13 protein-coding genes are annotated in these 14054 nt (G+C 65.7%); 6 read left to right on the forward strand and 7 right to left on the reverse strand.

Features of this window, described 5'->3' with window-relative positions; genetic code table 11:
- Positions 1–25 precede the first annotated feature (25 nt).
- The 3 genes from HSR122_RS06230 to glyA all read right to left on the reverse strand — a co-directional run bounded on the left by HSR122_RS06230 (position 26) and on the right by glyA (position 3091).
- Positions 26–976 carry a sugar kinase gene (locus tag HSR122_RS06230; RefSeq protein WP_229111928.1) on the reverse strand — a complete coding sequence of 317 codons (951 nt, stop codon included), beginning with the start codon at positions 974–976 and terminating at the stop codon, positions 26–28.
- Positions 977–1026: 50 nt separating this feature from the next.
- Positions 1027–1734 carry a DUF47 domain-containing protein gene (locus HSR122_RS06235; protein ID WP_229111929.1) on the reverse strand — a complete coding sequence of 236 codons (708 nt, stop codon included), beginning with the start codon at positions 1732–1734 and terminating at the stop codon, positions 1027–1029.
- Positions 1735–1822: 88 nt separating this feature from the next.
- Positions 1823–3091: a serine hydroxymethyltransferase gene (gene glyA / locus HSR122_RS06240; protein WP_229111930.1), complete on the reverse strand. Its 1269-nt coding sequence runs from the start codon at positions 3089–3091 to the stop codon at positions 1823–1825.
- 759 nt (positions 3092–3850) lie between these two features.
- Between glyA and tbsP the strand changes: the two genes are divergently transcribed.
- The gene (gene tbsP, locus HSR122_RS06245) at positions 3851–4672 is read left to right on the forward strand and encodes a transcriptional regulator TbsP (protein ID WP_229111931.1); all 822 of its coding nucleotides are present in this window, start codon (positions 3851–3853) and stop codon (positions 4670–4672) included.
- A 52-nt stretch (positions 4673–4724) separates the two neighbouring features.
- The gene (locus HSR122_RS06250; protein ID WP_229111932.1) at positions 4725–6431 is read left to right on the forward strand and encodes a YcaO-like family protein; all 1707 of its coding nucleotides are present in this window, start codon (positions 4725–4727) and stop codon (positions 6429–6431) included.
- Here HSR122_RS06250 and asd read toward each other — a convergent pair.
- Positions 6428–7468 (reverse strand): aspartate-semialdehyde dehydrogenase, encoded by a 1041-nt coding sequence (gene asd / locus HSR122_RS06255; RefSeq protein WP_229111933.1) that lies wholly within the window; start codon positions 7466–7468, stop codon positions 6428–6430. The genes HSR122_RS06250 and asd overlap by 4 nt on opposite strands.
- A 129-nt stretch (positions 7469–7597) precedes the next feature.
- Positions 7598–7900: a twin-arginine translocase TatA/TatE family subunit gene (locus HSR122_RS06260; protein ID WP_229111934.1), complete on the reverse strand. Its 303-nt coding sequence runs from the start codon at positions 7898–7900 to the stop codon at positions 7598–7600.
- A gap of 166 nt (positions 7901–8066) precedes the next feature.
- Between HSR122_RS06260 and HSR122_RS06265 the strand changes: the two genes are divergently transcribed.
- From HSR122_RS06265 to HSR122_RS06280, 4 genes are all read left to right on the forward strand, one after another.
- Entirely contained in the window at positions 8067–8543 is a 477-nt protein-coding gene (locus HSR122_RS06265; protein WP_229112188.1) for a redoxin domain-containing protein, read from the forward strand.
- 107 nt (positions 8544–8650) lie between these two features.
- Complete coding sequence (locus HSR122_RS06270) at positions 8651–9136, forward strand: GNAT family N-acetyltransferase (protein WP_229111935.1); 486 nt, start codon at positions 8651–8653, stop codon at positions 9134–9136.
- A 69-nt stretch (positions 9137–9205) separates the two neighbouring features.
- The gene (gene priS / locus HSR122_RS06275) at positions 9206–10384 is read left to right on the forward strand and encodes a DNA primase small subunit PriS (RefSeq protein ID WP_229111936.1); all 1179 of its coding nucleotides are present in this window, start codon (positions 9206–9208) and stop codon (positions 10382–10384) included.
- Between the two features lies 1 nt (position 10385).
- Positions 10386–11297, forward strand: coding sequence for a DNA replication complex subunit Gins51 (locus HSR122_RS06280; protein ID WP_229111937.1), 912 nt, complete (start codon positions 10386–10388; stop codon positions 11295–11297).
- A gap of 220 nt (positions 11298–11517) precedes the next feature.
- Here the strand turns inward: HSR122_RS06280 and HSR122_RS06285 are convergent, their stop codons facing one another.
- Positions 11518–12855: a glycosyltransferase gene (locus HSR122_RS06285; protein ID WP_229111938.1), complete on the reverse strand. Its 1338-nt coding sequence runs from the start codon at positions 12853–12855 to the stop codon at positions 11518–11520.
- Positions 12856–12921: 66 nt separating this feature from the next.
- A complete protein-coding gene (locus tag HSR122_RS06290) occupies positions 12922–13956 on the reverse strand; it encodes a lysylphosphatidylglycerol synthase transmembrane domain-containing protein (RefSeq protein WP_229111939.1) in 1035 nt (344 codons plus the stop codon).
- Positions 13957–14054: the final 98 nt, after the last annotated feature.

Here is a 14054-nt window from a genome sequence, read left to right on the forward strand (position 1 = left end):
CGCCCGCGGGACAAAAGGCTCACTATCAGAAGCCGCGCTGGTCGAACGTCTCCGAGAGCCGCTCGACCTCCTCGGCGTCGACCGTCGCGAGCGGGCCGGGAATCGTCCGGGCGAGCGACGCCGTCGCGACGGCGTTCGAGAGCGCCTCGTCCGGTTCCTCGCCGTCCAGCAGCGCCGCGAGGAAGGCACCGACGAACGCGTCGTGCTGTCCGGTCTCGTCGACGGTATCGGTCTCGATCGCGTCACGGTCGTGAATGACGCCGTCGTGATAGACGAGCGCCCCGTGTTCGCTGCGGGTGAGCACGACCATCCGAAAGTCCCACTCGGCGGCCACGGACGGGGCGAGCTCTCTCGCCTGCCCGCTCCGATCGAGGACGTCCCGCACGTCGTCTTCGGACGCGAACAGGATATCGACCGCGTCGAAAACGTCGGTCAGCGTGTCCCTGGCGTCTCCGCTCGACCACAGTTCCGGCCGGTAGTCGAGGTCGAGCGCGGACGCGGCCTCTCCGCCGCTACCGGCCCGCAACACGGCTTCGCCGGTTTCGACCGCCGTCTCCGAGAGCGCGAACGTACTGCCGCCGACGAAGACGCTCGAGGCGGACCGGATCAACTCCATGTCGAGGTCCCCTGGCGTCATCGTCGCGGCCGCCGCACCCTCCCGATCGTCGATCCGGACACGATCGCGGGGATCACGCGGCGGTTCGTAGAAGGACAGTCCCTGTCGCCCCGCCTCGCTCCAGCCGACGCGCGTCTCGATCCCGTGTTCGTGGAGTTCCGAGACGACGCGCCGCCCGAGCGGCGTGTCCGAGAGCTTCGACAGCCAGACCACGTCGGTCCCGAACCGACTGGCTGCGACGGCCACGTTGCTCTCCGTCCCGGTCGCGTGCATCCTGACGTCCGTGGCCGTTTCGAGTCGCTCGTTACTCCTCGGAGATAGCCGAAGCGACGTGTCCCCAACAGTCACCAGTTCGACCATATCGGGCTATCACGATGGAGGGGCTTAGATGTACTGTCGAACTGGGGGTGTCATACGTCGGGCCCTTCCTCTGCGACGATTCCGGGCGCGTTGCTCGCGACGACGATGATCTCCTCGGTGATGTCTTCCATCTGGTTGGCCAACTCGTCGAACAGGATCGCGAACTCCCGGTACATCAGCGGCTGGTCGATCGTCTCGTCTTCGAACGCGGTGGCGATCACCTCGTTGCGGAGCTCGTCACATCGGCTCTCCATGTTCCGGATCTCCTGTATCTCCTCGGTCAGCGAGTCCGAGGCCTCGTAGGTGCCGAGGTCGTGGACGAACCGCTCGATGACCTCCTCGAGTACGGCGGTCGTGTCCGCGACTTCCGCGGCCATCTCCTGCAGCCCTTCGAAACACGCGTTGTCGTGGGGCGGTCGCATCATATCGAGCTCGTGAGCGATCCGTTCGGTGACGTTCACGACGACGTCGACGGTCCGGTAGAACTCGACCAGCGCCGACTGGTTGTAGTTGATCCGCGTGTTGAGTTTCCCCATGTCGATGGGATCGGCGTTGGTGATCAGCGCGACGATCGTCAGATTGCGGTCGTCACACTCGCTTTCGAGATTTTCGATCGCCGTGATGGTCTCGCTGTAATCGTCGCCGGCGGCGTACTGATCGAGTAGTTCCGGCAGGAGATCGATGCCCGCCTTGAAACTCTCGAGGTACGCGTCGGTATGCGATTCGAGTTGCTGGCTGAAGCTGCTGCCCGCGGTCATGAACCAAGCAACGGCGGGCGCGACTAAAGAGTATTCGGCTGGGGCTCCGCCACGACTGGCCTTCGAAGCGCCGAAGTCACGGCACGAATCACTCGTACAGCGGTTCTTCGTCGTCGTACAGCGGGTATTCGTCGGTGAGTGCCGCGACGCGTTCGCTGACCTCGGCGACGAGATCGTCGTCTTCAGGCGCGTCGACGACCTCGTAGATCAGGTCGGCGACTTCGCGGCAGGCGTCCTCGTCGAACCCACGAGTCGTGAGCGCGGGCGTACCGGCGCGAATGCCCGAGGGGTTGAACGCCGAACGCGTCTCGCCGGGGACGGTGTTCGCGTTGAGGACGATCCCGGCTTCCTCGAGAGCCTCCTCGACTTCCTTGCCGGTCGTGTCGGGATGGGACGGCCGGAGGTCCACGAGCACGAGGTGGTTGTCGGTACCGCCCGAGACCAGTTCCAGCCCATGCTCCTGCAGGCGATCGGCCAGCGCCTTCGCGTTGGCGACGGTCTGTTCGGCGTACGCCTCGAAGGAGGGCTCCAGCGCTTCCCTGAATCCGACGGCTTTGCCCGCGATGTTGTGCATCAGCGGGCCGCCCTGACTGCCGGGGAACACCGCCGAGTCGATGTCGTCGGCGTACTCCTCGTCGCACATGATGATGCCGCCCCGCCCCGAGCGGATCGTCTTGTGGGTCGATCCGGTGACGAAGTCGGCGACACCGACCGGCGAACTGTGGACGCCAGCGGCCACGAGACCGGTGATGTGCGCGATATCGGCGAGGTGGTAGGCGTCGACGTCGTCGGCCACCGCCTGAATGCGTTCCCACTCGACCTCGCGCGGATACGCGGAGTAGCCGGAGACGATGATGTCCGGGTCGAACTCGGCGGCGTGATCGGCCAGCCCTTCGTAGTCGATGTAGCCCGTCTCCTCGTCGACCTTGTACTGTTCGACCTCGTAGACCTGCCCGGCGAAGTTCGCCGGGTGGCCGTGGCTGAGGTGGCCCCCGTGAGTGAGATCCAGCGAGAGGATCCTGTCACCGGGTTCGAGCATCGCCAGATAGACGCCCATGTTGGCCTGACTGCCGGAGTGTGGCTGGACGTTGACGTGCTCTGCGCCCCACAGCTCTTTCGCGCGGTCGATCGCCAGCTGCTCGATCTCGTCGGCGTACTCACAGCCGCCGTAGTACCGCGAACCGGGGTACCCCTCGGCGTACTTGTTGGTCAGGACCGAACTCTGCGCTTCGAGGACGGCCTCACTGACGTGGTTCTCGCTGGCGATCATCGCCAGCGTCTCGTTTTGCCGCTCGACTTCGCCCGAGAGTGCCGCCGCGACTTCCGGATCGATCGCTCTGACCGCGTCGTAATCCATGTTCGTGGGTGACGGCCGGCCGAACAATAATCTACCTGTCTCGGCTCGCCCCGCAACGGCCACGCCCCGACCGAAAAGTACAAGGCATCGAACAGTTCATGTGTGAGTTGCATGGTCACCTGGGGGAGTGACAGCATTGCGTCCTCGTCCCGGCGAGCTCGATCGATACTGACCGGCCGGTGGTGAGCGGCTCATAGTGACCGTTGTACGTCCCTTCCGGATTGTCCGCACGCAGTCGTGCGGTCGCACCGGTACAACGGTCACTATCAGTACACGCCCCCGCCGCATGCCCGGCAGGTCGAGCGTGCGACCGCGAAAACGCCCACAAACGTCCGAACTCGAGGAGACCGGCTAATCGGGGGAAACGTCTGGCTGACCGATTTCCGCCCGACCGTCGTGGTGGCACACAACCTGCGGACACTGCGGCGCGGCCGGTGTCGAAGCGCGCTGGGCCTGTCGCCCTGACTCCCAGGGGCCTGCGTGGGGTGCGCAACGCTCGCAACCCCCGTTATCCTCCGAACAGGTAATTTAATCCATATTTATAATATATATGAGTGGTGTGCGGGGAGCAATTTTTGATTTAGTATATTTGATAGGACCCCACTCAATCGGCCGTATTTGAGGATTTTCGTTGGTTTCAAGATGGTGGCATATCTACACCCACATAAACCGAGTCGGGTTTGACGTTACATTCTATTGAAATAAAACCAACTGCAGCGACACAATTAAATGCACGTAGGTTGTACGTAGTAATACAATATGGTCAGCCAAAACCTCCTCGAGTCGGACGTCGAAACCATACTCGAAACGACGCTGGCGGACGCGGACGAACTGGTCGTGGTCAATCCGTCCCACGAGACAGTCCGTGCGCTCGTCTCGTCGATGGGCGAACTCGACGACGTACCGGTCGTAAACGTACTTGCGGAAGAGCGGACGCTCAAGGACGTCATGGACGACTTCCTGGTCGCGAGTGCCGCAGCCGACCTGATCGAATCGGACACACTCACCCTGCGTGTGCTAGAGGATCCGCCGGTCAATTCGCTGCTGATTTCGACGGACGCCGTCGTCTCGCTCGCCACCGCGGGCGAGCGGGTCGCGGGCCTGACGACGACTGACGACGATTTCGTGACAGACGCCTACGAGCACTACACCGATCAGTGGGAAATCGCCAAACGGTTCAAGCTCCGAACGCCGCCGATCTCTCGCGTCCGGGAGACGCTCGAGCGGGACATCGGCGACGATGTCGCGGCCGACTTCGACGACGTGCTGGAATCGCTGGAGACGGCACGGGGCAACGGCGACGGCCTCGACGAGGTGACGATCAGCCTGCTGGTCGCCGCGAAGAACGGCGAACTGCTGTACGACATCAGCAAGTGGGGCGAGGACATCGGCCTCGCGAGCAAGGCCACCTTCTCGCGAACGAAGACACAGCTCGAGGATCAGGGCCTGATCGACACCGAAAAGGTCCCGATCGACGTCGGACGGCCCCGACTCCGGCTGAAGTTCGGCAAGGACGAGCTGCTGGACGCCAGCGCGGCGGAGCTGGCGGGCGTCGCCCACTCGTTGATCCACGGCGAGTAGCGACGACCCGCCGCGGGGTTTTTTCCTCCGGCCTGCGTCTGGATAGTCAGTGATGACTGTAGGTCTCGTCGGATCAGGACCGGCGGCCGAGGCTGTAACTGCCGCGGTCGCCGACGTCAACGTCTCCGTGACCCAGACCGACCCGTCGGCGTTCGGGAGCCAGCAGCTCGGCGTCGTCGTCGCGGTCGCGGGCGATCGCGCGTTCGAGCGGGCGAACAGCCACGCGCTCGAAACGGACACGCCGTGGATCGCAGTCGAACTGGGTGGGATCGGCGGCTACCCGGTCGTCGACGCCGCCGTCGCCGGGTTCGATCCCGAAAGCGGGTGTTACGAGTGTCTACAGGGTCGGGTCGGCGCGACCGTCGATCCGGACGCCCAACCGACGGCCGCGCCGGCCGTCCCGGTCCAGCGGTTCGCGGGTGCGATCGCGGGCCGGGCCGCGTCGACGGCGGCGACCGGGGGCGACTCGCCGCTGTTCGGGCAGGCACAGACCATCCCGCAGGCAACGCATCCGCTGCTCGAACTCCCGGGCTGTGTGTGCGGGTCGGCTCCGTCGCCGGCGATCGAACGCGACACGTCCGACGGTGACTTCGAGGTGTCTCTCGAACTGGCAGAGCAGGCGCTCGACGAGCGGACGGGAATCGTCACCGAAGTCGGCGAGGCCGAATCGTATCCGGCCCCGTACTACCTCGCGCAGGTCTGTGACACGAACGGCTTCAGCGACGTCACGGCCAGCCAGGAGGCCGCAGGCGTCTCCGACGACTGGAACGAGGCGCTGATGAAGGCCCTCGGCGAGGGGCTCGAGCGGTACTGCGCCGGCGTCTACCGGACCGATGACTTCAGGGAGGCCACAGCAGCCGACCTCGACGGCGCGGTCACGCCGTCGCTGTTCGTCTCGCCGGGCCGGCCGGACGACAGCGCGCGGCGCGAGTGGGTGCCCGGCGAACATCTCCAGAGCGGCGACGACGCCTGGCTCCCGGCCGAGCTCGTCTACTATCCGCCACACGAGCAGGACATCCGCCCGGCGATCACGACCGGACTCGGGCTCGAACGTTCGACGGTCGGGGCGTTGCTCGCCGGACTGTACGAGATCGTCGAACGCGACGCTGCGATGCTGTCGTGGTACTCCACGTTCGAGCCGCTGGAACTGGACGTGAGCGACGACCGATTCCACGAACTGGCCGGGCGCGCCCGTTCGGAGAACCTGTCCGTGACGCCGCTGCTGTTGACGCAGGATATCGATATCCCGGTCGTCGCCGTGGCCGTCCACCGGAACGCGGAGTGGCCGCGGTTCGCGCTCGGATCGGCCGCCGACCTCGACGCCGAGGCCGGCGCGCGGTCGGCGCTCGCCGAAGCCGTCCAGAACTGGCTCGAACTCGACGGGATGGGACGCGAGCAGGCCGCCGAAGCGAGCGGCGCGATCGGCTGGTACGCCGACTTCCCAGAGGAAATCGAGGCGTTCATGGGTGCTGACCGGTCGGTGCCGGCCGCCAGCGTGGGCCCCGACGAGGTGCCGTCCGACGAGGACGAACTGGACCTGGTCCTCGACCGACTCGCGGACGCCGATCTGGACGCGTACGCGACTCGCATCACGACCCGCGACGTCGCGTCGGTCGGGTTCGAGGCCGTGCGCGTGCTCGCTCCCGGTGCACAGCCACTGTTCTTCGACGACGCGTACTTCGGCGAACGTGCCAGAACCGTACCGGAGTCGCTCGGATTCGAGTCACGCCTCGACCGGGAACACCATCCGTTCCCCTAGATATACCCTTCTTCCAGCAGGAGTTCGCCGTTGAGAATCGACGCGCCGGCCGCGCCGCGCAGCGTGTTGTGCGCGAGACAGTTGAACTGGACACCCTCGGTTGTCTCCTGGATCCCGCCGACGGCGATGCCCATCCCGTTGTCGCGGTTGCGGTCCAGCCGGGGCTGGGGACGGTCGGGCTCCTCGAAGACCCGGATCAACTGCTCGGGCGAGGAATAGAGGTCCTCGGCCGAGGGATACGACTCCATCGCCTCGGCGACCGCCTCGGGCGTGGCGTCCTCGCTGGTGTCGGCCCAGACGTTCTCGAGATGACCGTCGAGCGTCGGGATCCGGTTGCACGAGGCGGCGACGTCGAAGTTGTTCCAGCGAATCGCCGCGCCGTCGAACTCGCCCAGAAGTTTGCGCGATTCGGTCTCCATCTTCTCCTCTTCGCCGCCGATGTGCGGGATCGCGTTGTCGATGATCTCCATCGAGGTGACGCCGGAGTAGCCCGCCCCGGAGACGGCCTGTAGCGTCGAGACGTCGACGCGTTCGAGTCCGAACGCCGCATCGACGGCCGCGAGCGGCGGGACCATCGTGATCGTCGAACAGTTGGGATTCTTGATGATCGCGCCGTCCCAGCCGCGCTCGTCGCGCTGGACCTCGATCAGGTCGAGGTGGTCGGGGTTGACCTCGGGGATCGTCAGCGGGACGTCGGGATCCGTCCGGAAGTTCGAGGAGTTCGACGAGAGGACGTACCCCTCCTCGGCGAACTTCGGCTCGACGGCTTCACCGACGCTGGAGGGAAGCGACGAGAAGAGGAGCTCAACGTCGTTCGGGACGTAGGTCGGGTCGGTCTGGCGGACTTCCAGGCCGGCGACCGAGTCGGGGATCGGCGTGTCGATCCGCCACTTGGCCGCCTCGCGGTAGGTCTTGCCCGCGCTGTCCTGGCTGGCAGTGACTGCCGTGATCTCGAAGTTCGGATGGGGATCGAGCAGCTGGATGAGTCGCTGTCCGACTGCCCCGGTCGCGCCGAGGATGCCGACGTTGGTTGCCATTGGTACTCTGGGGTAGCGCGAGGCACATTCAAAACAGTTTGGATACGACAGTAGTGACCGTTCGCCCGGCCCGGCCCGCTGTGGGCCGGACAAAGCGGGGACTTCGACGGGGTGGAAGAACGACGAGCGTTATTGTTTGGTGTCGCTGTCGAACGACGATTCAGTTTCGGGTTCGACTTGTGATTCGGTCCCGAACTCGGGCTCCTCTTCCTCCTCGTCTTCCCCGGAACTGGATGTCTCACCTTCTTTCATCTCTTCGAGTTCCTGTTCGACCTGTTCGCGCCCCTTCTGGAATTCACCGATCGCCTGCCCGGACGAACGGGCGAGCTTCGGGATCTTGTTCGCGCCGAACAACAGCACGACGAGCAACAGCAACAGCAGCACTTCGGGACCCCCTGGGATCCCCGGGATCTGTAGGACTGTACTGAACATCTCTACCTCCCCTTTGCTTGCTGGCTATTATAGGCTTTTTGCTAGACACCACACTGTGAGACCGATGAGGAACCCGACAGACGGACGCTCCGGTCTCGATCCGCACCTGCCGAAACTCGCCGGTGGCGGCACAGTCTTCCCGCTGGCAGTCGTATCGATGCTCGCTATGCTATCCGAAGGCGACTCCGCACCGGAGTTCACCGCACCGCTCGCGAACGGCGACATCGAGTCGTTCACACTCTCGGAACACCTTGAGGACGCACCGCTCGTGCTGGCGTTCTTCCCGGGCGCGTTCACCAGCGTCTGCACCCACGAGATGAACACCTTCCAGGACAGGCTGCAGGCGTTCGAGGACGCCGGCGCTTCCGTCTACGGAATCAGCGTCGACTCGCCGTTCGCACTGAACGAGTTCCGCGAGAAGCTCGGACTTGCGTTCGATCTGATCAGCGACGCCGACAAAGAACTCGTGGAGACGTACGACATCGCGATGGACTTCGACGATCTGGGCGTGTACGACGTGGCGAAGCGCTCGGTGTTCGTCCTCGACGGTGACGGTGTCGTCCAGTACGCGTGGGTCAGCGACGACCCCGGCGTTGAGCCGGACTACGACGAGGTGCTCGATACGGTCGAATCGATCGCGTAGGTGGTCGCGACGCCCGGGCGAGTGTCGCGCCTGCGGCCCGAGCCGGCTGGGGCAGAGACACGCCCGGGGCGGAAAAATTATATTCGCATCACCGCTACTGACTGCTAGTGAGCATCAACGTCGACACCCGGGTCGTCGACCGCGGCAGCGATGAGTACATCGGCGAGGCGTGGGAACTCAAAGAGCGAATCCGTCGCTCCGAGGGCGTGTTGCGCCAGCGACGGCGCTTTTTCGAAAACGCCTATCGCCGATCGAAAGTCTACGCCTATCTCAACCGGGCCCGCGAGCGGAAACTCATCGGGTTCGCGGCGGTTCGACGCGACGGATACGTGCTCTTTCTGGCCGTCGACGAACAGTATCGCGGCGAGGGGTTCGGCAAGCGCCTCGTCGCCCGGGTCGCGGAGGACTACGACGCGGTGACCTGTCACGCCCGGACGACGAACGAGGAAGCCATTTCCTTCTACCAGCACGTCGGCTTCGATATCCAGCGACGGATCGACGACTACTACGAGGACGGCGGTGACGCCTACTATCTCAAACTCGGGGAGGACGGCTCGATCGCAGAGCGGCTCTCGCAGTTTCTCGGTCGATGATCGCGTGACACCGGCCGCCGGTATCGGTGACGAAAACGCTTTACCCCCGAGTTCGCAAACAGTGAGTCGATGGAAGAACGGACGCGCGCATATCTCCGGGGCCGGTTCGGCGATTACTACCGGCGGGCCGAGCTGACGCCGCCGCCGGACACCAGCGAGCGCGAGTGGGGCTATATCCCCTGGACGTCCGGCCCCGGGACGACGATGGTTCGTCACCGGTCGCTGCTGGATCTCGGCTCGATCGACGATTTCCTCGCGCGCGAGCGGCCCCGGCACGTCTACTTTTCCGCCGGCCGGTACGACGACCCGAGCGCCTCGTCGATGGGCGAGAAGGGATGGCGATCCTCCGACCTGGTGTTCGATCTCGACGCCGATCACCTCCCGTCGGTCTCGCCCGGCGAGGACACCTACGCCGAGATGCTCGCGGCCTGCAAGGACGCGCTGGGTCGTCTGCTGGACTTTCTCGAGAGCGACTTCGGATTCGAGGACCTGACGGTCGTCTTCTCGGGCAGTCGCGGCTATCACGTGCACGTCCGCGACCGGGACGTACGGCGACTCGACCGGCAGTCCCGCCGGGAGATCGTCGATTACGTTCGCGGGATCGGCCTGGAGTTCGACGCCCTGGTCGAGGAGGAGGCCGTCGGCGGGACGGCCGGTCGGAGCAGTCCCGCCCACAAGCGGACGCTGCCGACCGAGGGCGGCTGGGGCGGGCGCGCACACGAGCACATCGTGGCGATCGTCGAGGAACTGCTCGCGCTCGAGGAATCCGAAGCGATCGAGCGACTCACCGAGTACGAGGGAATCGGCGACGGCAAGGCCGAGGCCGCACTCCGGGCAATGGGATCGAACACCGACCAGCTCCGGGCCGGGAACGTCGACATCCACCCGGCGTTTCTCTCGGTCGCGAAAGCGCTCGTCGAGGAGGTCGTCGAACGGGACGACGCGCCGATCGACGAGCCGGTCACGACCGATACGAACCGACTGATCCGGTTGCCGGGCAGTCTTCACGGCGGCAGCGGGCTGGCGGTCAGACGGATCGACCGCGACGAACTGTCCGCGTTCGATCCGCTGGTCGACGCCGTCCCGGAGACGTTCGTCGGCCACGAGATTACCGTGGACGTGTCTGAGGAAGTAGCGGGCGAACTCAACGGCGATAGTTTTACCTTCTCGGAGGGAGTGCATTCCGTTCCGGAGTACCTCGGCGTGTTCCTCATGGCCCGGGGCCGCGCCGAGAAGGGCCAGGAATAGCATGGATCTCGACGAACTACAGACGGTCAAGAGTCGCGAGCGCCAGACCGATAGCCTCCAGCAGTTGCGCGACTCCTTCTACACCGAGGCCAGCGAGTACATCCAGCAGTTGCGCGAGGCGCGTGACCGGGCCGCCGAGCGCGCTGACGACCCCTGGAACGATCCCGAGGTCGGTCGACTGTCCGACGAGATCGAGACCGCAGAACAGACCGTCGAGTCGATCCACAAGCGCCGCGTCGCCAAGATCGTCAAGAACGCGTCGCTCGCGGCGCACGGTTCCCCGGTCGACGACGGTGGGCTCACCGCCGAGGAACAGGAGATGTTCGAGCAACTCGTCGCCGACATCGAGGCCAACCGCGAGCACGTCCTCGACAAGATCGCGGGCGAGGTGCCGGTCGACGCCGACCCGAGTGCGGGGCAGTCCGATGCGACAACCGAACAGCCGGGAGCCGAACCGTCGCCCGTCGAAAACCCCGGTCAGCCGTCACCCGCTCAGAGTGGCGGTCAGCCGTCGTCCGTCGAGAGCGGCAGTCGTCCGCCCCACGATGAAGACGCCGGACGAGGAGCCGGGGACGACGCTTCGGCTGGCGAGCAAGCGCTGGCCGCGGCGGACGTGATGAACGACGGTGGCAGCGCGCGGGCGAGCGAGCCCGGTCCCCCGTCCGGTTCCGACGGGAGCGCTCCCGAGCCAGCGGGCGGGTCGGAGACACCGTCAGGGGGCGACCCTCGCCCGACCGGCGACACGGACGCACAGCGCGTCGACCGGCGGACGGTGCGCATCACGGCGGACATCGGCGCTATTTTGGGCGTCGATCAGCGTGAATACGACCTCTCGACCGACGATATCGTGACGCTCCCGGAAGCGAACGCCGAGCCGCTGCTCGAGCGGGACGCGGCACAGCCGCTGGATTGATCGTCGTATCGCCCGACGGAGACGCCACGCGCGGTTTTCTGGTCTTGCTGGAGACGACGATCGTTGGGCCGGACGATATCGAACTGGACGGCGACGGAGTCCTCGCAACGCGGGGATACCTCGGGGCCGCCTCGACCTAAAATTCCGGCTCGGTATTCTCGCGTTCGCCTGCTCGTCGCCTTTCTCGGGGTCGGGATCCAACCCAGGAGCGGAACGACGGTCAGTCCGACTCGGAGTGGCTCCGTTCGGTTCGCCGTCGGTCGTCCGCCGAGACCAGATCCGGATCTGAACAGCCGCGCTTTTCGACCTGATACCACTGTCCTCGCTGCCCGAGCGCGTAACCGACGACGACTCTGACGACGACGAGCCCGAAGAGCGTCAACGCAACGGGCATGAGCAGCCACCCGAGCCCGAACCCGTCGATGCCGGCGGTGTGGTTGTCGACGACGCGGGTCACGAGCGCGAGGCCGTAGATCCCGCCGACGCCCAAGGCGACGAGGACGGGGCTGGCAGTGGCCGCCACGACGAGTTTCGGGAGCGTCATCGAGAGGACGATCCCGGCGACGAACGTTCCAGCGAGCGTAAGCATCGACGAAAGAAAGTCGGTATCGATGGCGTGACGCCAGCCCCGGAGATGCCGGTGACAGACTGCGACGTGACCGGTCAGCCAGCGGACGCGCTGGCCCCACCAGTCCCGAAGCGTGTGGGCCGGCTCCTCGAAACAGGGGTAGTACAGCAGCTCCCGGATCGAGAGGTCGGCCCGATGGCACCGGTGGGTGAAGTCCATGTCCTCGGTGAGCGCGTCCTCGTCGAAGTGCCCGACCGCCTCGAACACCGAGCGTTCGATCAGCACGCTCCTGGTGCCGACGAAACCGAGCCCCAGCAGGAAGCGAGCCAGTTTCTGTGGCAGGAAAAACAGCAATAGGTACTCGTAGTAGACCATCGACTCCAGAAGCCCGCCCGGTCGCGGGAGACTCCTGACGCGTGCGATGTCGTGGGCTTCGAGCGCGGCCATCCCGTGTGCGATCAGGTCGGGGTGGGGCTGCTGATCAGCGTCGAACAGCGCGACGACGTCAGCGTCGCTGCGTTCGATGGCGTCGTTGAGCGCCCCCGCCTTCGATCCCGGACGACCGTTGATGACGTACCGGGCGTGATCGGCGTCGGCCGTCAGTTCCGCGGCCCGGTCGATCGTGGGCTGGTCGTCCGGCTCGCAGACGACCGTGACGGTCAAGTCCTCGTAGGAAGAGTCGAGCAGGCTGTCGACCGACTGATGGAGTACTTCGGGCTCGTCGTAGACGGGGATCACCGCCTCGACCGACCGGCCCGAACGGACCAGCGCTTCGGGGTCTTCTCGGGACAGCGAGACCAAATACAGGGCCAGCGAGAGCGCGAACACGGCCAGCGCAACGCCGAGCAACACGCGCGTCTCGAGGAGCACGAGGAGGACGCCGAGCGGCGGCGCAAATTGCGTGAGATCACCGAACAGCGAGAGCGCTACAGTAGCGAGCACGAACCCGATACCGACGAGCGCGCGGAGCGATCGACGAGCGGAGGGCATACGCCGGAGTTGTGACAGCCATCATATAAAAATGCATCCACTGTTTCTGGTTCGGACGTACCAGTGTCACCCTCGACGGCGGCGATATCGGTCGTCGATGAGGACGGCAGCGACGCCGCCGCCGACGAGCATGGGAAGCCAGTAGGTCACGCCCCGGTAGATGACGACGGCGGCCGTCGCGGCGGTCGTGGCGACGCCGGTCGTGGCGACGATCATGACGATAAACGCCGCCTCGACACCCCCGAGACCGCCGGGGACCGGGAAGACGCCGGCGACGCTCGCCACGGGCAGGACCACGAGCATCGCCGCGAAGGGAACGGTCGAGCCGATCGACGCGAGCGCGACCCACAGACAGACCGCGAGCGTGAGCCACCCGGCAAACGAGAACGTGACCGCCAGAAACAGGCTGGGACCATCGCTCGCGATGCGTTCGATCGAGGCGAAAAAGCCGTCGACTCGCTCCTCGACGGTCTCGCGGGTCGGCGGACTGACGCGCGGGAGCAAACGGCCCGCCCGCCGAGCGATCGGCACGAGAGCCGTGAGGACCCCCGATTCGATCCGGTCGCGGAACCGCCAGCCGACCGCCAGCGCGAGGGCGAACCCGGCGACGAGCGCCGCGACGGTGATAGCGGCGAGAAGCAGGTTCCGACCGAACGCGAACCCGCGCACTGCGAACAGCCCGAACCCGACGACGGCCATCCCGATCGACGGGAAGAAATGCAGCGTGTCGACGCTCGCGATCGCCGCCAGCGCGTTCTCGTAGTCGGTGTCGGCCGCCTCGGAGATCAGGAGCGCGCTGATCGGTTCGCCGCCGGCCTGTCCGAACGGCGTGACCTGGTTCGCGAAGGTCGCCGCGACGAACACGACGACCGACCGCACCCGGGACATCGGCGCTCCGAGTGCGCGCAAGACCGCGTGGAGACAGAGTCCCCAGGCAGCGAGCCAGAGCGGGACCAGGCCGAACAGGACCGCGACGACAGGGAGTCGGGCCTCGCGCAGCCGTGCGACGATGCCGTCGATACCGACGACCCACAACAGCACCGAGAGAACGATCCCGGCACCCGCGAATCCGACGAGGATCGACCGCCAGTCGAGTCGCATGCCGGTCGCTAGTGACGCGGCGATACGTATAACTCCCGCACCGCTGTTTCCCGGTGAGACACGGCTCCCGATACTGTTATAGGACGTGACCTCGTACG

Origin of the sequence: Halapricum desulfuricans (assembly GCF_017094525.1) — an archaeon.
Classification (GTDB): Archaea; Halobacteriota; Halobacteria; order Halobacteriales; family Haloarculaceae; genus Halapricum; species Halapricum desulfuricans.

Excerpts from the sequence above, each read along its gene's own strand:
- HSR122_RS06230 (WP_229111928.1), bottom strand. The coding sequence starts at position 976 with ATGGTCGAACTGGTGACTGTTGGGGACACGTCGCTTCGGCTATCTCCG.
- HSR122_RS06235 (WP_229111929.1), bottom strand. The coding sequence starts at position 1,734 with ATGACCGCGGGCAGCAGCTTCAGCCAGCAACTCGAATCGCATACCGAC.
- glyA (WP_229111930.1), bottom strand. The coding sequence starts at position 3,091 with ATGGATTACGACGCGGTCAGAGCGATCGATCCGGAAGTCGCGGCGGCA.
- tbsP (WP_229111931.1), top strand. The coding sequence starts at position 3,851 with ATGGTCAGCCAAAACCTCCTCGAGTCGGACGTCGAAACCATACTCGAA.
- HSR122_RS06250 (WP_229111932.1), top strand. The coding sequence starts at position 4,725 with ATGACTGTAGGTCTCGTCGGATCAGGACCGGCGGCCGAGGCTGTAACT.
- asd (WP_229111933.1), bottom strand. The coding sequence starts at position 7,468 with ATGGCAACCAACGTCGGCATCCTCGGCGCGACCGGGGCAGTCGGACAG.
- HSR122_RS06260 (WP_229111934.1), bottom strand. The coding sequence starts at position 7,900 with ATGTTCAGTACAGTCCTACAGATCCCGGGGATCCCAGGGGGTCCCGAA.
- HSR122_RS06265 (WP_229112188.1), top strand. The coding sequence starts at position 8,067 with ATGCTATCCGAAGGCGACTCCGCACCGGAGTTCACCGCACCGCTCGCG.
- priS (WP_229111936.1), top strand. The coding sequence starts at position 9,206 with ATGGAAGAACGGACGCGCGCATATCTCCGGGGCCGGTTCGGCGATTAC.
- HSR122_RS06280 (WP_229111937.1), top strand. The coding sequence starts at position 10,386 with ATGGATCTCGACGAACTACAGACGGTCAAGAGTCGCGAGCGCCAGACC.
- HSR122_RS06285 (WP_229111938.1), bottom strand. The coding sequence starts at position 12,855 with ATGCCCTCCGCTCGTCGATCGCTCCGCGCGCTCGTCGGTATCGGGTTC.
- HSR122_RS06290 (WP_229111939.1), bottom strand. The coding sequence starts at position 13,956 with ATGCGACTCGACTGGCGGTCGATCCTCGTCGGATTCGCGGGTGCCGGG.